Origin of the sequence: Butyrivibrio sp. TB (assembly GCF_900110805.1) — a bacterium.
GTDB lineage: Bacteria > Bacillota > Clostridia > Lachnospirales > Lachnospiraceae > Butyrivibrio > Butyrivibrio fibrisolvens_C.
Genome location: NZ_FOER01000001.1, coordinates 158,002 through 181,423, shown reverse-complemented (window position 1 = coordinate 181,423; position 23,422 = coordinate 158,002). Strand labels below are relative to the sequence as shown.

The 23,422-nt window shown below is 41.6% G+C and carries 18 protein-coding genes; 4 read left to right on the top strand and 14 right to left on the bottom strand.

Annotated features, from left to right (window positions below; genetic code table 11):
- The first annotated feature begins 38 nt into the window (after window positions 1–38).
- On the top strand, window positions 39–1,364 hold the full coding sequence (locus tag BMX21_RS00830; RefSeq protein WP_092040138.1) for a carboxylesterase/lipase family protein: 1,326 nt from the start codon (window positions 39–41) through the stop codon (window positions 1,362–1,364).
- Between the two features lie 33 nt (window positions 1,365–1,397).
- Here the strand turns inward: BMX21_RS00830 and BMX21_RS00825 are convergent, their stop codons facing one another.
- Both BMX21_RS00825 and BMX21_RS00820 read right to left on the bottom strand, forming a co-directional pair.
- Complete coding sequence (locus tag BMX21_RS00825; protein ID WP_177173876.1) at window positions 1,398–4,025, bottom strand: sensor histidine kinase; 2,628 nt, start codon at window positions 4,023–4,025, stop codon at window positions 1,398–1,400.
- A gap of 45 nt (window positions 4,026–4,070) precedes the next feature.
- The gene (locus tag BMX21_RS00820) at window positions 4,071–4,781 is read right to left on the bottom strand and encodes a response regulator transcription factor (protein WP_027207104.1); all 711 of its coding nucleotides are present in this window, start codon (window positions 4,779–4,781) and stop codon (window positions 4,071–4,073) included.
- 373 nt (window positions 4,782–5,154) lie between these two features.
- Here BMX21_RS00820 and BMX21_RS00815 point away from each other — a divergent pair, with 373 nt between their 5' ends.
- The gene (locus tag BMX21_RS00815) at window positions 5,155–5,943 is read left to right on the top strand and encodes a Cof-type HAD-IIB family hydrolase (RefSeq protein WP_092040132.1); all 789 of its coding nucleotides are present in this window, start codon (window positions 5,155–5,157) and stop codon (window positions 5,941–5,943) included.
- 69 nt (window positions 5,944–6,012) lie between these two features.
- On the opposite strand, the gene BMX21_RS00810 is transcribed toward BMX21_RS00815, so the two are convergent.
- From BMX21_RS00810 to BMX21_RS00770, 9 genes are all read right to left on the bottom strand, one after another.
- Complete coding sequence (locus BMX21_RS00810) at window positions 6,013–7,086, bottom strand: DUF2804 domain-containing protein (RefSeq protein WP_092040128.1); 1,074 nt, start codon at window positions 7,084–7,086, stop codon at window positions 6,013–6,015.
- Between the two features lie 105 nt (window positions 7,087–7,191).
- The gene (locus BMX21_RS00805) at window positions 7,192–8,268 is read right to left on the bottom strand and encodes an iron-containing alcohol dehydrogenase family protein (protein ID WP_092040123.1); all 1,077 of its coding nucleotides are present in this window, start codon (window positions 8,266–8,268) and stop codon (window positions 7,192–7,194) included.
- Window positions 8,269–8,353: 85 nt separating this feature from the next.
- Window positions 8,354–9,145, bottom strand: coding sequence for an ABC transporter ATP-binding protein (locus tag BMX21_RS00800; protein ID WP_022754416.1), 792 nt, complete (start codon window positions 9,143–9,145; stop codon window positions 8,354–8,356).
- Window positions 9,138–10,031 (bottom strand): ABC transporter permease, encoded by an 894-nt coding sequence (locus BMX21_RS00795; protein WP_092040119.1) that lies wholly within the window; start codon window positions 10,029–10,031, stop codon window positions 9,138–9,140. The genes BMX21_RS00800 and BMX21_RS00795 overlap by 8 nt, the downstream gene beginning before the upstream one ends.
- Window positions 10,032–10,139: 108 nt before the next feature.
- Window positions 10,140–11,210, bottom strand: a complete 1,071-nt coding sequence (locus BMX21_RS00790; protein WP_092040115.1) for an ABC transporter substrate-binding protein — start codon at window positions 11,208–11,210, stop codon at window positions 10,140–10,142.
- A gap of 375 nt (window positions 11,211–11,585) precedes the next feature.
- Window positions 11,586–12,620 carry an NAD(P)H-dependent glycerol-3-phosphate dehydrogenase gene (locus BMX21_RS00785; protein WP_092040112.1) on the bottom strand — a complete coding sequence of 345 codons (1,035 nt, stop codon included), beginning with the start codon at window positions 12,618–12,620 and terminating at the stop codon, window positions 11,586–11,588.
- Window positions 12,621–12,863: 243 nt separating this feature from the next.
- Window positions 12,864–13,535, bottom strand: coding sequence for a glycerol-3-phosphate 1-O-acyltransferase PlsY (gene plsY / locus BMX21_RS00780; RefSeq protein WP_022754420.1), 672 nt, complete (start codon window positions 13,533–13,535; stop codon window positions 12,864–12,866).
- 123 nt (window positions 13,536–13,658) lie between these two features.
- The gene (gene der / locus BMX21_RS00775) at window positions 13,659–15,014 is read right to left on the bottom strand and encodes a ribosome biogenesis GTPase Der (protein WP_022754421.1); all 1,356 of its coding nucleotides are present in this window, start codon (window positions 15,012–15,014) and stop codon (window positions 13,659–13,661) included.
- A 16-nt stretch (window positions 15,015–15,030) separates the two neighbouring features.
- The gene (locus BMX21_RS00770) at window positions 15,031–16,413 is read right to left on the bottom strand and encodes a DUF512 domain-containing protein (RefSeq protein WP_027204021.1); all 1,383 of its coding nucleotides are present in this window, start codon (window positions 16,411–16,413) and stop codon (window positions 15,031–15,033) included.
- 337 nt (window positions 16,414–16,750) lie between these two features.
- On the opposite strand from BMX21_RS00770, the gene BMX21_RS00765 reads away from it, so the two are divergent.
- Both BMX21_RS00765 and BMX21_RS00760 read left to right on the top strand, forming a co-directional pair.
- Window positions 16,751–17,947: a ribose-phosphate pyrophosphokinase gene (locus tag BMX21_RS00765; RefSeq protein WP_022754423.1), complete on the top strand. Its 1,197-nt coding sequence runs from the start codon at window positions 16,751–16,753 to the stop codon at window positions 17,945–17,947.
- 342 nt (window positions 17,948–18,289) lie between these two features.
- On the top strand, window positions 18,290–20,317 hold the full coding sequence (locus BMX21_RS00760; RefSeq protein WP_092040108.1) for a methyl-accepting chemotaxis protein: 2,028 nt from the start codon (window positions 18,290–18,292) through the stop codon (window positions 20,315–20,317).
- Window positions 20,318–20,469: 152 nt separating this feature from the next.
- On the opposite strand, the gene BMX21_RS00755 is transcribed toward BMX21_RS00760, so the two are convergent.
- The 3 genes from BMX21_RS00755 to yfbR form a co-directional block, all read right to left on the bottom strand.
- Window positions 20,470–21,639 (bottom strand): glycosyltransferase family protein, encoded by a 1,170-nt coding sequence (locus BMX21_RS00755; RefSeq protein WP_092040103.1) that lies wholly within the window; start codon window positions 21,637–21,639, stop codon window positions 20,470–20,472.
- A 110-nt stretch (window positions 21,640–21,749) separates the two neighbouring features.
- Window positions 21,750–22,775: a threonine aldolase family protein gene (locus BMX21_RS00750; RefSeq protein WP_027207265.1), complete on the bottom strand. Its 1,026-nt coding sequence runs from the start codon at window positions 22,773–22,775 to the stop codon at window positions 21,750–21,752.
- A gap of 34 nt (window positions 22,776–22,809) precedes the next feature.
- Complete coding sequence (yfbR, locus tag BMX21_RS00745; protein ID WP_022754427.1) at window positions 22,810–23,415, bottom strand: 5'-deoxynucleotidase; 606 nt, start codon at window positions 23,413–23,415, stop codon at window positions 22,810–22,812.
- Window positions 23,416–23,422 lie beyond the last annotated feature (7 nt).

The window sequence follows — 23,422 nt, the reverse complement described above, 5'->3', positions numbered from 1 at the left end:
TCAAAAAAACATAACCAAACAGCAGAGGTTAAACTGACATGAATACTATAATAGAAACCAAAAAAGGTAAAATATCCGGTGTAGATAAAGGAAACTATACTATTTATATGGGAGTGCCTTATGCTAAGCCTCCTGTTAGAGAGCTGCGCTTTAAGGCTCCGGAACCTTTGGATGCATGGGATGGAGTGTTTGAAGCAAGTAGATTCAATGATGCCTGTATGCAGGAACTTAGCATAAATGATCCTCTATACGGGCCGGAGTTCTATAGTGATAAGGAATGGATACGCGCTCAGAGTGAAGACTGTCTATACCTTAATATCTGGGTTCCCAATGATGTAAAAGATAAAAAGCTCCCTGTAGCATTCTGGATACATGGTGGCGCTTTCCTATCAGGTTATGCTACTGAGAAAGAATTTGACGGGGAAGCCTACTGTAAAAAGGGCGTAATACTTGTAAGCGTCGAATACAGATGCAATATCTTCGGATTCCTTGCTCATCCTCTTCTTACCAAAGAAAGTCCTGATCATACTTCAGGTAATTACGGCATACTGGATCAGATAGCTGCTCTTAGATGGGTATATGACAATATCGAATGCTTCGGAGGTGATCCTGATAATATCACAGTCTTCGGCCAGAGTGCTGGAGCCATGAGCGTTCAGACTCTTATATCATCTCCATTAACAGATGGTATAATTGCCAAAGCCATCATGCAGTCAGGTGGCGGTTATAAGGGCGGATTATCAAGAGATATGCCTTTGTCAGAGCAGGAGCAATACGGTGAGATATTCATGGAAGTTGCAGGTATATCAACTTTAGAAGAGTTAAGGGCTATGGACGCTGATAAGATCCTGTCACTTCTTGGACCTTTCATGGGCAGGGTGTTCCCTATCGCCAAGGGACTGTTCCTTGCCCCTGTTATCGATCAGCATCTTCTTACAGACGGTTATGACAGCCTTATAGAAAAAGGTCATATCAAAGATATCCCCTATCTACTTGGATCTACCAAAAATGACATAACTGTTACAGATGATATGCTAAGTAGCGGCACATTCTCTCCTGTATATACCGGATGTATATCTATGTCCAAAAAGCTTGAGGAGCTTGGCAGAAAGCCGGCCTATGTCTACTACTTCGCACATGATCTTCCGGGGGATGATGCAGGCGCCTTCCATTCAAGTGAGCTGTGGTACATGTTCGGGACGCTGGACCGCTGCTGGAGGCCATTTACTAAAGCCGATCATGATCTTTCTGATAAAATGATAGGCTATTGGACAAACTTCATGAAGACAGGCAATCCAAACTCTGAAGGAGACGAAACGTGGCGTCCCTGCACCAAGGACGATGAGTTTGTACTTGCGCTTTGATAATTAACTCTAACTTCCACCTCAGGGGGGCGGCTATGCAACGCTCTCCTTAACTACTTCGGGGAATGTCACATCCACTTTGAAGAGGTCTCCGTCAACGGTCAGTTCCATCTTGCCTCCCATGGACTCTGTAAGTGATCTTGCTATAGAAAGTCCAAGGCCGTTGCCTTCTGTATTTCTTGACATATCGCCTCTTACAAATCGCTCCATAAGTTCGTCAGCGGATATTCCAAGCTTGTCTCTTGAGATATTCTTGAAGGTATACCTGACCATGCCATTATCTTCATTAAGTTCGATATAAGCTCTTGTACCTTCCTGAGAATACTTGACTATATTACTCATAAGATTGTCAAGGACTCTGAAAAGGTATCTGTTATCAGCTCTTACATACACATCTTTGTCAGGAACATCTGTTACAACTGTGATATTGCCTGCTGTCAGGCGGTCGTCAAATTCGCCCACAGACTGATTCAGGATCATTCTGGCATTAACAGTCTCCATATTGAACTTAATACTACCGGATGCTGCCTTGGAAGCTTCGATAAGGTCTTCTATTAGCTTTTTAAGTCTCTTGGCCTGCCTGTCAAGAACTTCAAGATAGGATCTGGCTGTCTCATTATCAAAGTTTTCTTTTTGCAACAGATCTACATAATTGATAACAGAGGTAAGAGGGGTCTTGATATCATGAGATACGTTAGTAATAAGTTCTGTCTTCATCCTCTCACTTTTCATGCGCTCATTAACTGCTGTATTAAGACCGCTTACTATCTTATTAAGAGCCTGACCATGTTCTTCGAGGTCTATGAACATCTTAGTAGTATCAACTCTAACGTCCATGTTGCCGTCTGCCATATCAACTGCTGCCTTCTTGACTTTAGCATACTGTTTTAGAACCTTGATGATTATAGCTGCAAGAACTACTTTTTCCAAAAGCCAGAATAGCATCAGGGATTCCTTATCATCTATTACAGCGATAGACATGTATTCTACGAAAGCAATAACAAGGCACATACCTGCTATTCTGTATCCCCACTTGATAGAAGCAAGAACTGTCTTAATAGAATCTATGCCACGTCTTAATGGTCTTGCCATTGCTCTTAGCATTTTATAGCACAGTGTATTACGAAATAGCTGTTTTCTCTTGAAATTGATAATGATGCTTTCAGCCCACAATATTCCTGCATAGATTCCTATAAGCAGGCCTATTCCTATAACCACAAGGCCGTACTGACTGGTATTATAATCATAGCCTGCTGAATAATGAATCACAGCAATTGCAAGGCTTTCAACACAGCCAAAGATTACAAATGTAACCTCAATCGGAAAATCCGCCAGAATATCTGTGGATAATCTTCCGTGATCATCATAGTTGCCGGCTCTTATTACTAACAGTATAGATAATATCAGTACCAGTATACCAGAGATAACCATAAGCAGAGGAAGTGCAACATGAAGGACTGGTATGATCCCAAGATATCTTTGTGCCTGTACGAAGAAGCTGTCACGAGACTGATCCGGTCTTGGGAACGTGATCACTATATACTGCTTGTATGAAGAATCCATAGTATATTCCATTACAGATGAGACTGTATCAAGAGTACATACGCTTAAATCTTCACTTCCAAGCTGATCATGAAGATCTGATAAGTCAGCTACATTGGAAAGTGACAATGCTCCGGAAGATTCAGTGCCGTAGAGTTCAAGAATATATCCGCTGTTATCATCTCCAAGTGCAGGATATGCCTTGTCATCAATGTAGAGTATTTTAGCATCACCGGATGTTGTAATGATGGACTCTGCAGGCAGCATCTTTTCTTCTTCATCTTTTATTTCTTCACTTTGAAGCAAATTGTCTTTTTCTTCATTTGAATTTTCTTCATTTGAATTTTCTTCATTTGCAATCTTTTCATCTTCAATAACGACATTAGTTTCTTTTTTTTCTTTTGAAGAGTCATCCTCTTGCGATGTCTGATTTTTATCATCAGCTGCAGCTGTAAATGAATGCTGGTTGGAGTCTTCCGGTACCTGGCTTGCCCAGATGCGGTCATAGATATTGGTAGTATTGTAAGTGCCGCCTTCATCTGATGCCTTATAATTATAAGAGGTATCATTAAGTTCTATGAAATTCTCTCCGTCCCACACATATGCCTTCTGACCGACCATATCATAGCCGATACCCTTTATATCTTTTGGCTGATATTCTTCTATATCATAATTGTAAACTTCATTGCCATTTACAAACAAAAAGTCATATAGTTTTTCTGAAAGGTAAAACTCGCTGTCATCAGAAGTATATACATTGGTCATGTAATACTGGGCAGGAAGTTCCTGATCAAAATTCCTGTAAATATAAGTGCTGCTGTCATTAAGATCAAGATCCCCCAGATTGCCATTATCGGTCTCTATGATTCCGATATTACAGCCCTTTTCATTCATGAACTCTTCATTATAATCGCCGTCCTTATCAGAAAGGGCCCATATAGAATAATCATATGCTGCCTGATCCATAAGGAGTTTCTTTAGAGAAGTTCCTGAAGTATACATAAGTCCGCAGTCATCCAAAGCGTTAAGTATGACAATGCTTGAAATCATGATCATTGAAAAAACACATATACCTATTGTATATAACAGGTGCGAAGACCTCTTATAAACTTTACTCATCTTAATTACCTCCCTCATAAAGGTATTATTCATTAAAGATATTATTCATACTTCTATTTTGTATCCATGCCCCCAGACAGCTTTTAAAAATCTGGGATTGGCACTGTCGTACTCGATTTTCTCCCTGATATGGCGGATGTGAACCGCAACGCAGCTCTCTGCTCCTATAGCCTGATCATGCCATACAACTTCATATATCTTCTTAGGAGACAGAACTTCATTAGGATGCTGCATAAGAAGCTTAAGGATCTCAAATTCGATAGGCGTAAGATTAACAACATCACCGTCAAGGAGTACTTCCTTGGCCTTATCATCAAGCTCTATCCCGCCTATAACGATTTTGGAATCATCTCTTGCTTCTTTAACATCTGCCATGCAGCCAAGTTGTGTGTAGCGTCTTAGCATAGACTTAACTCTTGCTATAAGCTCAACAGGATTAAAGGGCTTGGTTACATAATCGTCAGCTCCTATGTTAAGTCCCATGATCTTGTCAGTATCTTCGCTCTTAGCTGTAAGAAGTATTATCGGCACATTAGAAATCTTACGTATAGCGGCCATAGCTGTGATACCGTCCATGACCGGCATCATGATATCAAGTAGAAGGAGGCTTACATCCTGGCCAGCTTCGCCTTTCATGATATCAAGAGCTTCTTTTCCATTAGATGCTGTAATAACTTCAAGACCTTCGCTCTCTAAATAGATGCTGATAGCTGCTACTATATCAGGTTCATCGTCACATATTAGTACTTTACTCATGATATTGTCAGAAAGTGTCCGGAACCTCTTCCGGGTACCTCCCATTTCTCCCCTCTTGTTTTGATCAAAACATTTTGTCCTGGTAAGGATAAAAAGGTTGTAACACGAAAACTATCTTGTTACATTGTACATTGTAGAACTCTAATCTTTAACTTCCAAGTAGGGAAATGTTTAAGATTTATTTAAGATGCCCAATAGATAGTGAAGATTTCCAATTTGTATAACTTGTGCTTTTCAGTGCGATTGCATAGATTGGTGAAGATTTAGTAATTTAAACTTCGCACTTGTAATTTGACAAAGCAACATATGTCTTTTAGAATTAAGAACATTGAGTTTGAAAATGTTCCATTTTCAAGAGAGTTGATTAGGATTTATGAAAAAATACGTATTTTTTGACATAGATGGTACCCTTTGGGACTTCCATCAGTTTATACCGGAGAGCACCAAAGAGGCCATAAAGCTTCTTAAAGACAATGGGCATGCAGCCTACATCAACACAGGCAGAGCCCGCTCCAATATCATTGAAAAGAGTCTCCTTAATCTTGGATTTGAAGGCATAGTCGCAGGATGTGGCACTCATATTGAGAAAAATGGGAAAGTTATCTACGAAAAGCTAATGACAGATGAACAGATTACTCGCGCACTCAAGGTTCTGTCAGACAACCACATGCCTGTAGTCTTTGAAGGGCCTGAGAATCACTTCTTCAACGTAGAAGATTTCGATGAAGTCGGCGATCCCTATGTAGAGATATTAAAAGAAAGACTAGGGCCCATTGCAAAGCCTACTACTGAAATCAAAAAAGGAACAAGGCTCAACAAGTTCAGTGCTGACATAAGTGAGCGAACTGACTTCGATAAAGTCATGGCACTTCTTCCTGATTTTGACTTCATCAATCACAACGGTGTCATCATAGAGGCAATCCCAGAGGGCTACTCTAAAGGAACCGGTATTAAAGAGCTTATGGAGCTTGAGAATATCGATCTTGACGATGTATACGTAGTTGGCGATAGCATGAATGATATGGATATGTTCAGGCTTGCAAAGCACTCAATCTGCATGGGTAACGGAGATGAGCGCATCAAGGCTATCGCAGAATATGTCACAACAGATATCCGTGAAGACGGAATCTACAACGGACTTAAACATTACGGGCTCATCTGAAGCCTTATAGCTCAATTAATATTATACGGAACGTCTCACTGGTGAGTTCAAGTGAAACGTTCCGTATTTTCAATACTTATTATGTACTTTTTCTATAAAGCACAGCATATCCTGAATCTTAATAGTTGTGCCGTCGTCTAGTACTGCCACTCCGCTCATGCGGCCAAAAACCTGATGCTGATCGGATACTATCAGCTTGTAGTCAAGCTTGGCTGCTCTGTCAAGGACAGGACTAAAGGTCATATTGAACCTGTTATCGGATGATGTGATCTTCCACTTGTCCATATATTTGGGGCTGTCCATATCATACAGGCTCACATCACCGGGGATTTCTATATTAATATCATCAAGCTTATGTACTATGCCATCATAGATGATGACATTCTCTGTTGCTGCAGAGGTGTTGCCAAAACCATATCCTATATTGAAACCGAAATCGTGACCGTCTATCCTGGCATTACCATTGCCCCAGTACCAGGTATTGTCATAGGTCCAGACACCTCTTCCCCAGTCAAGGGTTGCATAGTCCCTATCTCTATCAAAAGTATATGTTCTACCATCAAAGGTAATAGTGCCTGATGCCTTCATACAATTTATCTTCTGGTTGTAATAAAAGGCGTGCTTTTCATCCCAGGGAGTTGCTATTACCATACTCTGCATCCCGGGATCTTCAAGTTTTATATCTGCCTTTAGCAATTTGCCATCGTTAAAGTCTTTGAAAGCGCATTTTATATGTCTTTCATTTTCATCTTTTTGATACAAAAGGCGTAGTCTGTCATTTTTAAAGTGTGAATTGCCGGCTGCAGAAGACTCCGGCATATGCATCCTGCCCATAGGAAAAAGGTTAAGGACTGTCTGGGTATGCTCAGAAGGATTGCCAGATCCAAGATGAAGGAGCGATACTGACTGAAGACCTATATAGCCATCATCTGATATAGTGAATGCTGCAGCAAAGCTCTCATCTCCGCCGCCAATAGAATCATGGATTACAATATAATAGTCCCACTCCTTGATCCTATACTTTGGCGCACGTATCATATCCCTTTTGTACTGCCAGACAAGGCTTCTGGCCCAGCCGGGATTTACTATCTCGCCATCACTTCCAAGTAGCATCTGACTATCTGTGATCTCAATACTTCTCATATGCAGCCCCCTTTTTATAACAACAAACTTGTCACCTCATGTTCGACTTACAATCCTGCGAATATACTAAAACCATAGATATAAAGCATGACTTATTGCACTGTTTTATATTCCGGCAATCTTTCTAAGTACGTTATCATCAATCTTAAATGGCACAGATGAAAGCTTAGCCTTATTAGAGCATAGCTCTTCATAAGCTATCTCTCTATATTTAAGAGGTATCTCTTCCGGATTACATGCCTTTTTAAAAAGTTCATCAAGTTCGTCAGGGTCTTTTAGACCAGCTTTTCTCAAGATCCAGTCTCTGTCAGCCTTATCCATAGCTTTAAGGAACTCTGCCTGGAAGTAGCTGACGCTCTTACCATGAGGAATATTAAGTCCTATTGTGATAGGATAGCTAAGAGCGTGAGGGATAGTCGTACCTGTCTGAGCTATAGTCATTCCGGCCATAGTAGAGGCATCCATAAGATTCTGAAGATCTTCATCTGTAGCCTGTCTGTCGCCGCTTATCACATCTTTGACGCTGCGCCACAGCTCAAGTCCTGAAGATGCGCACATTCTGGTATAATCTGTAGCTTTTTTATGGACAAGTCCTTCTATCATATGTGCAAGAGAGTCCATAGCTGTATTACAGATAATAGATGATGGTGCGGTCTTTAGATATTTGCCGTCTACAAAAGCTACTGTCGGATACAGTTTATGTACACTTGACTTCTTGGTCTTTAGGTCAAGTCTTGTAAGCACGGATACACCTGTAACTTCAGATCCTGTACCACAGGTTGTAGGTATCGCTGCAACAGGCAGCATATCAGAAGAAACAGAACTATCGTACAGGTATTCCCAGCTGCTATCTTTATGATACATCATAAGTGATATAGCCTTGGATGCATCAAGAGCTGAGCCTCCGCCTATACCTATTACAAAGTCGCAAGCTTCTAAAACGCCATAGTCTCTTGCATCCATGATGCTCTCTACAGTAGGATTTTCATTAATGCCTTCATATACAGAATACTCTATTTTTGATTCTTTTAGTATATCTATTACATCATTATATGATCCGTTTTTCTTGGCAGATCCCTTGCCTGTTACGATCAAAGCCTTATGTCCAAGCCTTGTCAGATATTCCTTATTATTAGTAAGTGCATCCTTACCTGTAAAAACTCTTGTTGGTATATAAAACATGATATTTTTGTGCCTCCTGATTAGTCAGATATATTATGAGGTAGATGTCAAAAGCTTCTTTGCCACTTTTGACCCTTGCGTCATATTATACATCGCTAAGCAGCATTCTGTCGTTGGTAAGTTTCTCTCCAGCTTTGTCTTTAAAGAGCTGGAGCAGGTCTTCTACTGTGGTTGATGCTCTCTTATCACCCTCTACATCATAGATGATCTCACCATCATTCATCATGATAGTACGGTTTCCCAGTTCAAGTGCTGACTGCATATTGTGAGTTATCATAAGGCAGGTAATGTTGTTCTTCTCTATTACATCTTTGGTTATATCAAGAACCTTCTGGGCAGTAGCAGGGTCAAGCGCCGCCGTATGCTCATCCAGAAGGAGGAGTTTTGGCACATTATAGGTTGCCATAAGAAGAGTCAGAGCCTGTCTCTGTCCTCCTGACAAAAGACCTACCGGATGCTTCATCCTGTCTTCTAATCCCATTCCAAGAAGCGAGAGTCTTTCTCTGAACTCCTTTCTGTCACGACTTGTCATGTGGGAGAACCACCCTCTTTTACCTGATGCCAGGTAGAGGTTATCCTCGATGCTCATGGACGGCGCCGAGCCTTTCATGGGATCCTGAAAAAGTCTTCCTATCACCTCTGCCCTTTTGTGCTCAGACATTCTGGTTATATCAGTGCCGTCCAAGATGATACTGCCGCTATCTACGCCGAACACACCGCTTATAGCATTTAAAAGGGTGGACTTACCAGCTCCGTTGGAGCCGATGATACTGATAAAGTCACCTTTTTTCACTTCAAGATTAATATTGCCAAGGGCCTTTTTCTCATTGACAGTGCCCTTTCCAAAGGTCTTGTTAACAGACTGTAGTTTAAGCATGTGCCGCTCCTTTCTTCCTCATCTTACCCAGGAAGTAAGGTCCGCTTATTGCCAGGATGACAATTACGGAGGATACAAGCTTCAGCATAAAGGCCGGCATATTGAGCCTTAAAGCCATGGTATAGACAAGTCTAAAAAATATTGCTCCGATCACGGCACCAACAACGCCATAACCTACACCTTTATTGCGGAAAAAGAGTCTGCCGATAAGTAGGGATGCAAGTGCTATTGTGAGCATACCTGTTCCGATGTCTATATTGGCAGACTTGTTGTACTGAGCCAAAAGGCATCCTGAAAGGGCTGTCAGGCAGTTAGACAGGCACAGACCTGTGATGGTGATAGCCACTGTATTGATGGATGAAGATCTGACCATATCCGGATTATCTCCGGTAGCACGAAGTGCAAGTCCCAGCCTTGTCCTAAGAAATGCCACGATGCAGATCATAACAACAAGGACTATAAGGGTTATAGCTATAAGCTTGGCATAAGGATCCAGCACACTCCCTTCTGTAAGGCTTGAAACAAAAGAAAAAATGCTATCTGCACTGTTTAGATTAAGCAGTGATGATTTGCCCATAACAGCTATATTAATTGAATACAAACCTGTATTAACAGTAATACCAGCCAGCAGGCTGTCCACACCCATCTTGGTCTGTAAAATAGCTGTCACAAATCCGGACAGCATGCCTGTCAGCATAGCTGCCGGGAGGGCCAGAAAAGGATGGCCTGACAGTGTTACCACTGCTCCCACTGCAGCGCCCAATGTGAATGCGCCGTCTGTAGACAGGTCGCACACATTCAGCATAGTATAGCTTAGATATAAAGATAATACTGTGAGGGAGCTGATAAGTCCCAGCTCAACAGCAGTTTGAATAAGAGATGTCATATTAACCTCATGTCGCGAGTGGATTAGTTATTATGTTCCAAATAGGCGTAGCTCGCAGCGCCAATTCGGGGAAGTAATATCTTTAAACTCCCTTTAACCTTAGTATGATCATTCAAAGTTCTCAGCAGTCTTGATAGTCTGTATAGAAGAAGCATACTCTCCAAAGGCTTCCTTGGCATCATCCAGAGTCATGCCCATAACATCCATCATATCTTCGTTAAGAGTTACGATACCGTTATCAAAGGTCTTAACAGGAATACTTGCAGGATCCTGCTGCTTGAGAAGAATATCTGCTGCCATATCAGCTGTCTCTATGCCAAGGTTAGCATAGTTAACGCCAAATCCAAGGAATGCTCCATTAAGGGCAAAGGAATCGGCTCCGCAGTAGTGAGGGATACCTGCCTCGCGGAAGATCTCATAGATAGAGAGCTCTGCTGTCATAATGGTGTTGTCTGTAGGTGTGAATACGGCCTCTGCGCCTTCAGATACAAGAGCATTAGCTGCAAGAGTAACCTCTTCAACATTGGTTCCTGTCTGCTCTATGATCTCAATACCCTTAGCTTCAAGGAATGTCTTGGCATCATTTATTGCTGTTGTGGATGCATCCTGACCTGCATCATAGAGAAGGCCAACCTTGGAAATATCAGGATTTGCCGCAAGGATCATGTTCATGATAGCTTCTGTATTAAGCAGATCAGATGTTCCTGTTATATTACTTCCTGGAGCATCTAAAGATGCTACAAGACCTGCGGATACCGGATCTGATACAGCTGAGAATACAACCGGGATATCCTGTCCCTCAGTAGCGCCCTGCATAGCCATTGCAACAGGTGTTGTAACGCCTATCATAAGATCTACATTATCAGCCTGGAAGTTGGCAATGATCTGACTTAGTACGTTGGCATCAGCGTTAGCATTGTCGTATTTGATGTTGAACTTAACGCCTTCCCTTTCTGCAATAACATCAAGTTCACTCTGAATATTGTCTACGATCTGATTAAGAGATGCATCGTCTACATAATTGCAGATACCGATGGTGTACTCTTTAGTACCGTCGCCTGCCTGTGTGTCAGAGCCTGCATTTTGGGTGCCTGATTTTTGGCAGCCTACGAGGGCAAAAACCATAGCTGCTGCCATTCCCAGTGACATAAGTTTCTTGGTAATCTGTGTTTTTTTCATTTTGATCCTCCTTATAGATCTGTGTCTCGGAGCAGATTCCCAATAAACAAAAAATCTGCCCCATGCATTGTTTAAAATGCCGGGACAGATAAAATAATCATCTGCGGTGCCACCCTGCTTGACGTCTACGACGCCCACTTAACGCATACTAACATATGCTGACCTTTGATCACGGGGAGTCTGCCCCGTCGCCCATACTTGAGTTTACACTCTTTCTGTTTGCCCTTGGAAGTCCATTCGCCGTTATGCTGCATATCGCACTCTCACCATCTGCGACTAGCTGGGATGCTCACATATCGGTTACTTACTCTTCCGCATCGGTTTATTAGTTTAAAGTATAGAAGTCAAAAACTCTTTTGTCAAGAGAATGTCGGGTCAAGCCTCAGGGAATTCAATCTTATGGCTCTCAACCTTCTTGTCCCTGAGCATAAGGTCTGCTACTGCTTCCTTGGCAGGTTTGTCATTAAAGAGAACTTCGCATACCTGTTCTACGATTGGCATCTCTACGTCAAAGAGTTTAGAGAGTTTAAGGGCAGCTTTTGCTGAGTATACGCCTTCTACTACCATCTGTACTTCATCCATGGCTTCCTGCATAGTCTTGCCCTGACCTATGAGGATTCCGGCTCTTCTGTTACGGCTGTGCATTGAAGCGCATGTAACGATAAGGTCACCAATTCCGGATAGACCTGCAAAGGTTTCAAAATGACCACCAGCAGCGATGCCAAGTCTTGTGATTTCTGTGATTCCTCTTGTGATAAGAGCTGCCTTGGTATTATCTCCATAGCCAAGGCCGTCTGCTATACCTGCTGCAAGTGCGATGACATTCTTGCAGGCTGCGCCTATTTCTATGCCCTTCATATCAGGACTTATATATACTCTAAAGACTTCGTTCATGAAGACATTCTGAAGCCTTACTGCTACGCTTTCTGAGATAGCGCCTACTACGATAGTTGTAGGAACTCCTTTACCTACTTCCTCTGCATGAGATGGCCCTGATAGAACAGTTATATTTTTTCTCGGGAAGTCATTGCCAAGAACGTCGTGAATGACTTGGCTCATGACAAGAAGTGAGCTTTCTTCGATACCTTTAGAGCAGTTAACGATTATCTGATCGTTACTGATATAGGGCTTCATAAGCTCCATAGTATCTCTAAGGTGTGCTGATGGAACTACAAGAACAAGAATGTTCTTACCGGTAACAGCTTCTTTTATATCTGATGTAAATAATACAGAATCCGGAAGTACTACTCCCGGAAGCTTATCTTTATTTTCATGATCTTTTTGAAACTGGTCTGCAGCTTCTTTTCTTCTGGTCCACACTGTCACGTCGTGTCCATTATTAGTAAGCAGATATGCAAGAGCTATTCCCCAGCTGCCTGCACCTATGATTCCGATGTTTTCTTTTTTCATAATTTAACCTCATGTCGCGAGTGAAACGAGTGACTAATGGTTCAAATTGATGGAGCTCGCGTCATCAATTTGGGTTTGAAAGTGGAACACTTTCAAACTTAACCTCCTGTCGCAAGTAAAACTAGTAACTAAAAGAGCCAATTCCTACTTAACCACTTTAGTCTCCATATACAAATGTTCAGTTATAAGGCAAAAAGGCCAAAAGTCATATAAAATACGATCTTTTGACCCTTCTTCATATTATCAGTCAACTTTATTCTTTTTGAATATATAAGTTTTTCTCTCTTCGCCTTTTATAAGCTTTACAATATTGCTTCTATGTCTGTAGAATGCAAGTACAGCCATGACTATGGCAACGATATACATCTCAATCTTGTCAGGTGTGGCCATATCAGCAAATCCAAAGAGTCCCAGCTGACCTTCTATCACAAGAAGAGCTATGAAACCCACATAGATAGCAAGTGATCCAAGTGATACATAATGAGTTATATTAAAAAGTACCAGGAACACGATAAGGAACATCGGTATAAAGCTCCAGTGGAATGCGATAACGAATCCGCAGGTAGCAGCTATTCCTTTTCCTCCCTTAAAGTTCATATAAAAAGGAAAATCATGTCCCAGAATTGCTCCAAATGCTGTATATATTTTTAATAAATACATGTGTTCCGGATACATGGATCCAAAGATCCAACCCACGAGCCATACTGCTATAGCACATTTAAGCATATCTCCGAACAATACTGTAAATCCTGCCTTAGGGCCAAGGACACGGAGTGTATTGGTCGTACCTGCATTACCGCTTCCGTGCTTTCTGATGTCAATTCCTTTCATCTTCCCATAAAAATATGCTGTCTGGATCATTCCAAATGCATATCCAATCACTAGACATATGAGTCTGAGAACTACCATATTCATTTTAAGTCTCCCATAGAACGAGTATTTTATATCTTAATCTGCTGATATCAGCACATACATGATGTGCTTTTATCATTGTCAGGATCTCAGCCATCAGTCACTTTCTTTGCTTGTGACATGAAGTTATTTATGATTACCCTTTACAGAGTTATCCCCTTTACGCTCACGGATGATGAACTTAAGAGGTGTTCCGGCAAAGCCGAAAGCTGCTCTTACCTGATTCTCGATATAACGGGTATATGAGAAGTGCATGAGCTTCTTTTCATTAACGAAGATTACAAATGTCGGCGGCTTAACTGCAACCTGAGTCATATAGAAGACTTTGAGTACTCGTCCCTTGTCTGACGGTGGCTGCTGCATTACGAGTGCCTGCATGAGGATCTCGTTGAGTACACCGGTTGCTACACGCATTGAGTGGTTAGCATATACTGCATCTATCATGTCATAGAGTTTTATAAGTCTCTGACCTGTCTGAGCTGATATAAAGAGAATCTCTGCATATGGCATGAATGACAGAGTCTGTCTAACCTTCTTGGTAAAGTCATTGACAGAGTGATTGTCCTTCTCTATAAGGTCCCACTTATTAACAGCGATGATGACTGCCTTACCGTTGTCATGAGCGATACCTGCGATCTTGGCATCCTGCTCTGTTACGCCTTCATCAGCATTTATAACAACTACGCATACATCTGCACGCTCTACAGCGCTGACTGTACGAACCAGCATGTACTGCTCCAGGTGCTCTTTGATCTTATTATGACGTCTGATGCCGGCTGTATCGATGAAGGTATACTTCTGTCCGTTGTGTGTGATCTCTGTATCGATAGCATCTCTTGTGGTACCTGCAACATCTGATACGATGAGTCTGTTCTCACCGATGAGCTTGTTGATGATACTGGACTTACCAACATTGGGCTTACCGATTATGGCAACCTTGATATTGTCATCGTCCTCTTCTTCAGAAGTCTCTTTCTCCTGCGGGAAATGCTTAACAACTTCTTCAAGCATATCACCTATACCCTGCTGGTTGGCAGCAGAGATCGGCACAGGATCACCGATTCCGAGGTTATAGAACTCGTATACATCAAGGCTGTCACGCTTATAGCTGTCAACCTTATTAACTGTAAGAACTACAGGCTTGCCGCTTCTGCGGAGCATATCTGCAACCTGAGCATCAGCATCTGTAACGCCCTGCTTAAGGTCGCACAGGAAGATGATAACATCAGCTGTCTCAATGGCAATCTCTGCCTGCTGACGCATTTGAGCAAGGATCACATCCTTGGAATCAGGCTCTATACCGCCTGTATCTATAAGAGTGAATACTCGTCCAAGCCACTCTACGTCCTGATAGATACGGTCACGTGTTACGCCAGGGGTATCTTCTACTATGGATATTCTCTTACCGGCAAGTGCATTAAAAAGTGTGGACTTACCTACGTTAGGTCTTCCGACTACTGCTACTATCTGTTTTCTAGCCATTATATTTCCTCCATGACTACAATCTAAAGCCATTCTCTGACAATCTGAAAAGTCTGTCTATTAGATCGTCGCCTTCATTTCTGATTATCTCTATATCTATACCAAGTTTTTCTTCTATCTGAGGGACTGTGATATCATCCAGCAGATAGTTCTCTCCGGCACGAAGGATATTCTGCGGGAGAAGGAGCTTATCTCCAAGTTCTCTGCCTTCAAGCTGACCTATGATATCCTGTCCTGTGAGAAGGCCTGTAACTGTGATGCCTTCACCGAAGAAGTGATTGATTATCTCAGCACAGTTAACCTTAAGGCCACTGCAAAAAGCCATCGCTTCATCCATCATATCTACGATATAAGGATGTATCAGCTTACCTGAGACAACTGTGTAAGTATACTTAAAATTTTTCAAATAATCAAATAGTTTTTGATCACTTGCTGCTGCCTTCTTAAGTGCATCCAGCGATTCGTGGAAGTCGTCCAGAAGGAGTCTTACCATTCCTACGCCGTTCTCAAGCTGTCCATAGCCGTCATACAGTGATGCCGGCGGTATCGGAAGCCCTGCTATCATGAACCACTCATCAGATGCATGTATAAAGTGGTCGCCTGTCTCTTCAAAGCTCTTCTCCTGCCAATAGGTGATCTCTTCTACTACTTTCCTTGCTTCCTCCATACCAAAGGGCTCTAATGGAAAAAGACCCTCACGAAACTTGGAAAGACCTACAGGTACGATAGATACGCTCTTTAGACTGGGTCTATAACTGTAAAGATCTGACAGGCTTCTATGAAGCTCTGCCCCGTCATTGATTCCTTTACACAGAACTATCTGAGCGTTAAGCTCTATTCCGTACTGGGGATCACATAGCTTTTTGAACTTCTCAAGAGCAATACCAGCAAAGCGGTTATTGAGCATTTTGCATCTAAGCTCAGGGTTGGTCGTCTGTATAGATACGTTAATAGGTGATAAGTGATACCTTATGATCCTGTCTACATCTGCATCTGACATATTGGTAAGTGTTACATAGTTACCTTGAAGAAATGACAGTCTTGAATCATCATCCTTAAAATATAGAGTCTCTCTCATGCCTTTAGGCATCTGATCTATAAAGCAGAATATGCACTTGTTATGGCATGACTTGTAATCATCCATAAGACCGTTGTCAAAGATTATGCCAAGGTCTTCGTCATCATCCTTTTCAATCTCCAAAAGCCAGGGTTCACCATCAGGCTTTTCTATAAGGACATTGACTTCACTATTTTCTGTAAGATACTGATAGTCAAAAATATCCTTGATCTCCTGATCATTAATTGCTATAAGCCTGTCCATCGGTTCTATGCCGACTTCTTCGGCTATACTTCCGGGCCTTACATCTCTTATAAAGTGGCCTTTAAAATCTTTTTCCATAAAAATCCTTAGAATTAAACATAACAAAATCACTTAATAATAGGATCTGTTCAAAAAGCTCATATATCACTATTAAAAAGCAATAACTAATAACTATATTTCTAAATCCTGGTGTGCTGGCTCATTCATATTTGATTAAATATGAACGAGTCAGTACACTACTATTATCCTCTACATATAGTAAAAAACAATACATTATCAATGCGCAGAAATACTAAACATCTGCGCACACAGGACTATTTTAACATGAATAGCCTTGACGTGCCACTGCCTAAATGATAAAACATAGTACGGAAGGTTCAAAACTAACTATGATTTTTCGAAATGGAGAATAAAAATGCCAGATTTTCAGCAGCTCGAAACTATGATCCCCGTTGCACCTCTAAAACTTGTAGTCCTTGACTCAGCTCTTGAACTTGGAGACAAGGTAGATAAGTATCTTGTTGATTTCAGGAACAATATGCACAAGGTTCCAGCAGGCGATCCTGCTTTCAAAGGATATGTGCAGGACAGCTACAAAGTCATTCCTAAACTCGACAGATTCGCTTCAGGTGAAGCCAAGGCTTCTCTTAACGATTCCATAAGAGGTGATGACCTCTTCATCCTCATGGACGTTGTCAACTACAACTGCCCTTACAAGATGAATGGTTTTACCAACTACAAGTCCCCTGATGATCATTATCAAGATCTTAAACGTGTTATCGCTGCTGCCAACGGCAAGGCTAAGCGACTTAATGTTATCATGCCTTTCCTGTATGTAGGTCGTCAGCACAGAAGAACTCAGCGTGAGTCGCTTGATGCAGCTCTTATGTTCAAAGAGCTCGCAGATATGGGTGTCAAGAACTTCATCACTTTCGATGCTCATGATCCCAGAATTTCCAACTCTGCTCCTCTTAATGGTTTTGATAACTTTATGGCTACATATCAGTTCATGAAGGAGCTTCTTTTTAATATCGATGATCTTATCGTTGACAAGGATCACCTTATCGTAATCAGCCCCGATGAAGGTGCCCTTGACAGAGCTGTATATTTTGCCAACGTTCTGGGCGCAGATACAGGTATGTTCTATAAGCGTCGTGACTATGCTCACGTTGTCAACGGAACCAACCCAATCGTAGCTCATGAGTTCCTTGGTTCCAATATCAAGGGCAAGGATGTCATCATCGTAGATGATATGATATCATCCGGTGCTTCTATGATAGATACAAGTAAGCAGCTCAAAGAGATGGGCGCAAAGAGAGTATTTATCGCCTGCACATTTGGTCTTTTTACAGATGGTATGGACAAGTTTGATGATGCTTATGAAAGACGCGAGTTCGACTACATCATCTCAACCAACCTCACATATCAGAACCCTGAGTATATGAGACGCCCTTATTATCTGGTTGCAGATATGAGTAAGTACATCGCTACTATCATCGATTTCGTCAACCACGATGCATCAACAAGCAATATCCTGATCCCTACTTCCAAGATCCATGAGATCGTTAAGAAGTACAACGAAGGCGATCACACTCTTTCAGAGCTTAGATGATACAGCTGTAGATATCATAATATTAATATATCGTTATATAATAGCGAACAGTCTTTCTGGTTCTCTTTCATCTTTTCCAGTATTATCGTCGCCAAATAATTCGATTTATCTGATGACATTATTTAGGAATAGATAGAAAAGATTGGTATGCTGACTCATTCATATTTGATCAAATATGAATAGGTCAGCACGCCGGACCAGCTTTAGATTGTTCGCTTTTTTAATCTTAATACTCAACACTTCCGCTTGAAAATATCAACAAATAAAATGTATTAATTTATATCATGTTTTCTCCGATATACATCATGCTTCTACCCAATACTTATTTTATGGAGGTATATTATGTCGGAAGAAATCAAGAAGGATACTTCTAAGACCAAGCTCAAAAAGAGTGTTAGCAAGTCTCTAATGCTTGTACTATTACCAATCACAGCCATTGCAATCATGTTTATAATTCTTTTTTTAAGTAGTCAGGCTCAGCTTACTATAACCAAGCTTGCAAAATCCGATCTTCAGGACGAAACATCTACCAATGCCTGGAAGATAGCTAATGATATGACTACAATCACCAGCGCTCTTAACGCATATGCAAGAGGTATTGAAAGCATAGACTTTGAGTCTCTTGATCAGATGCAAGATTATCTGGCTACATCTGTTGGTGTCTGGAATGATGCTGCATATGGCGTATATGTTGGTTTCGAAGATGATACCTATGTATTTGGTGATGCGACTATAACTCACGACTCTTCCTGGCATCCTACAGAGAGAGGCTGGTACAAGGACGGTCTTGGCAAGACGACTCCTTTTGACGGTGAGCCTTATATAGATACTGGTGTCGGCGGCTTGTGCGTTACCATAAGCAGAGAACTCACCTCAGCATCCGGCAAGAAGGGCGTTATTGCAATCGATGTATACCTCGATGCTCTGGTAGAAGAAATTTCTTCTCTTACACCTCTTGAAACAGGACGTTCTTCTCTTTTGACAGGTGATTATATAGTCTATTACAGCAATACTGATTATAATGGTCAAAAAGTTTCTGATACAGGTGACTCCTACCTTCAGGAGCTCCTATCATATGCAGAGTCAGGAAGCTCGGATGTTATATCACTTGAAAGATATGGCATCAATAATTATGTATATTGTAAGCCTGTAGAAGGCACTAACTGGATCCTGTTCTCATCTGTTGCAGAAGATGATGTTATGGCAGATTTTAATAAATTCAGAGCAATCTGCTATGTACTTATGGTTGTAACTATCCTTGCGATAGCAGGTGCTGTAATGTTCGCTATCAACAAGATCATATCCAAACCTGTTAGGAATCTGGCAGGTCAGATAGTTGAGATATCACGTGGTAACTTCACTGTCAGTCTTCCCAAAGGCAAGGGGGATGAGATAGGTCTCATACAAGATGAGATGTCTGCCTATGTATCTACCATGCGAGATACGATAAGTCAGATACAGAATACATCTAAAGAGCTGGGCGAACAGGCTGAATTAAGCCGTGAAGCATCAAGTAAGCTCAATTCCGAAGCTAAAGAACAGTCTGTTTCAATGGGTCAGATAAGAGAAACCATGGACGGTATGTCTCAGGCGGTATCCGAACTTGCAACCAATGCTACAGAGCTGGCTCAGGCTATAGGCGAACTAACAGAAAAAGGTAAAGCTGCAAACTCTGTTATGGATTCTCTTGTATCTACTGCCGATACCGGTCAGAATGACATGAAGAGTGTAGAATCCAATATGTCTCATATCAAGGATTCTATGGCTGATATGAATGATGTTGTTACCAGCGTAGATGAATCTGCTCAGCAGATCACCAAGATAGTTGAAATGATCACCAATATCTCAGATCAGACCAATCTACTGTCTCTAAACGCTTCTATCGAAGCTGCACGTGCAGGTGAAGCAGGAAAAGGTTTCGCTGTTGTAGCTTCTGAAATTGCCAAGCTTGCTTCTGAAAGCGGCGAAGCTACTAAAGAGATTGAAAAGATTATTGCAGATATAACAGGTCAGATCTCTTCACTGTCCGAGAAATCTCATGCCAACATGAATGCCATTGAAGAAAGCAGCGAAGCTGTATCTACTGCCGGCAACACTTTTGCAAATATTGTTGATGAACTTGGCCGAACCGGTCAGACTATGAGCGAAATGCTCAATATGATGAACAATGTTGACGGAATTGCTACATCCGTAGCTGCCATATCCGAAGAACAGTCTGCAAGTTCCGAAGAAGTCACTGCTACTACAGAGACACTTGCAGAAAGTGCCCAGGCTGTATCTGAAGAAAGTGAAGGCGTTGACAAGAGCGCAGTTACTGTATCAGAGTCTGCAACTTCTATCAGCAACGCTTTAAGCGTATTCAGAATATAATATTAAAAATATAAAATTAGTATATAGTCTCAATTATTACTATCGCTAAGCATGACCCTCGTTTCTGATATATTGTATGCCCCCTCCTTACTGTACCCCCGGTAAGAGGGGGCATATTGTTTGCGATCAATCGAGACGTTTTTATATAACAATCACTTGGTGATAGTACATGCACAGCTCTCACACAGCATAGCCGCAAAGGCTTCATAGCTGCAGCTATCTATTGTTCTAGTGTAGGCTTCTCCTACCAGCTTCTGGGCATAATCTGTATCACGAAGCACCTTTCCTATCTTATCAGACAGATCTTCGAGTCTTTCAAGGCTAAAGCTAACATATGAATCACCAAGAAGCTCATTAAGCGCAGAAGTCTCGTCGCTTAGGATTACAGCTCCGTGTCCTGCTGCCGTTAGTACTCTGTCATGTATCCCGTCTTTAAACCAGGGCATGACATTCAGTATGATCTTGGCATCATAAGCCATGTCAACAGATCTGTGATAAGTAACTTCAGGGATTATCTCGAGGTTATCATATGGAGTATTGTCATAGCGCCTCAAGCTGTTCCAGCCATGTCCGCATACGCTTAGCTTTATCCCTGCATTAAGAATAGCTCTTACAACTATATCTCTGGCCCAGGCCGCCGCAGCTGCATCTGCCATATGATAATAATGCATGAACTGCCTGAAAATCTTATCTGGGATCTTTTTTTCTCTTGTTTCCAAAAATCTTGTCATGGCATCTTCCATGGTAAGATTAGTATCAGCCTGCATATAACTGAGTATCTCGAAGACGTCCCTTCTGGCATCAGGATTCATCCCTGATAGCTTCCTTTGAACAAGTTCAAAGGAGGTATAGGTTCCTGTAAAGAGTATACCTATCCTTCTATCTTTTATACTTATGATATCTCTTTCATCTGAAGGCATCATAGGAAGCGGGGCATAAGATACACTTTTAAGCTCCGGGTAGAATCTTTTAAGATATGCTGCATGTCTTCTATCTATACAGACTACATGCTGTGATACATTTTGTGATAACTGATCATGGAAATACAGTGGATGATCAAGAAGATAATTAATGAATGGCCCGTCAAGAGCGTTTAAGACAGGCGTGCCGTCATCAAGCCTCTTGTCAGGCATAGTAGAATTAAAGTCTATGATCGCATCATAACTCTTACCGGTGAAGATCCTTATGTTAGCACTCTTACTCTCGTCAAAAACATCTACGTCTGCCCCGCACCTTCTAAGTGCGTGATAGAGGCAGTCCGTAAATGTATAAAAAGATTCGTAACTGGTTCCCTTAGATCTAATCAGCAGAAATCTCCCCATAAGCTCTCCCCCGGCAAGATTTTCAAATCTTCAAATCTGCAAATTTTAAATTTTCGAAATTTCGAAATAAAAAACCAAAAATCATCTATAAGTCAAGCTTTTCAGGTATATCACAGAATCTCAATAAGTTTGTCAACATCTTCCATGGTCGTAGCCCAGCTTGTGCAGAATCTTATAACCTGTCTTCCATCATCCAGAGTCTCCATAAAGCCGTATTCTACGTTTTCAGAAAGCTCTGCTGCTTTCTCAGGAGTTACAACCGGGAATATCTGGTTTGTAGGCGAGTCAATATAGATATCATATCCGTTAGTAAATAGTGCTTCACGGATCTTTGCAGCTGTCTCGTTAGCATTTCTGCAGATCTTAATATACAGATCATCTGTAAAAAGAGTATCGAACGAAAGTCCGATGATCCAGCCTTTAGCCAGCATAGCTCCGTGGATCTTGGTTATGGTATAAAAATGTGGTACAAGTCCCGGCTTTGTAAATACCACAGCTTCACCCAGCATAGCTCCGCACTTGGTTCCGCCTATAGTAAATACATCAGCTATATCAGCTATATCTTTCAAAGATGCATCATTCTCATCGCATGAAAGAGCGTAGCCAAGCCTTGCTCCGTCTATATAAAGCACAAGACCTATCTCATCACAGGCTCGTCTTATCTCTTTGAGCTCAGCAAGTGAATAAAGTGTTCCATACTCTGTAGGCTGTGAGATATATACCATTCCGGGAGCAACTTCATGCTCATTGTTAAGATCCGACTGGAACTTATCTTCATATTCCCAGATGCTCTTTGCGCTGATCTTGCCATTCTTTTGCTCAAGAGTCAGAACTTTGTGTCCGCCATGCTCTATAGCGCCGGCTTCGTGAGTACTTATATGACCGGTATCTGCAGCAAGTACACCCTGGTATTGTTTTAATACAGATGATATAACTGTCTCATTGGTCTGAGTTCCTCCCACAAGGAAGTAAACTTCTGCATCAGGCTTACCGCATGCAGCGCGGATCTTGTTCCTGGCACTTCCCGAATATACATCAAGGCCGTAACCTGTGATCTTCTCGAGATTGGTTTTCTGAAGGTTATTAAGGATCTCCTGATGAGCTCCTTCACAGTAGTCGTTAACAAATTTGAGCATAAATAATTCCCTTTCTGATCTGCCATAAAAGCTCTCAGTCGCTAAGTTCGTCAAGTGTTCTTCCATATGGCGGAAGGAATTCATTGACAAAATCAAGTACTTCCGGATACTTGGCCTGAAGCTCATTGATCGATTTCTGAGTTGTCTCCTTGGCCGTCCTGAACTCTGTATTGCCGCTTCGCTCCTCTTCTATACACTTGATAAGAGCTGATATCTTATCTGCAGCCTTTATGAGTCCTTGCATATACTCTTCTTCCTGAGTTCCGGCGCCTTTGTATATCTTTTCATATACAGGACGTATATCCTCGGGGAGTCTTTTTAGAAGCTGATCTTCTGCGATCTTCTCAACTTCTTTATAAGCATGCTGGATACTTGAATTGTAGTACTTGACAGGTGTTGGAAGGTCTCCTGTTATGATCTCTGTTGTGTCATGATACAGGCCTATAAGAGCTGCCATGTTAGCATCAAGCTTGTGGCCGTATCTGACATTGCCAATAGTACACAGCACATGCGCTATCATGGCAACTTCGCAGGAATGCTCAGATAGATTCTCTGGTCTTGAGTTTCTCATAAGTGCCCAGCGCTCTATATACTTCATTCTGGATACTGTGGCAAAAAATGTATAAGTGTCATTATTCATAGGTAAA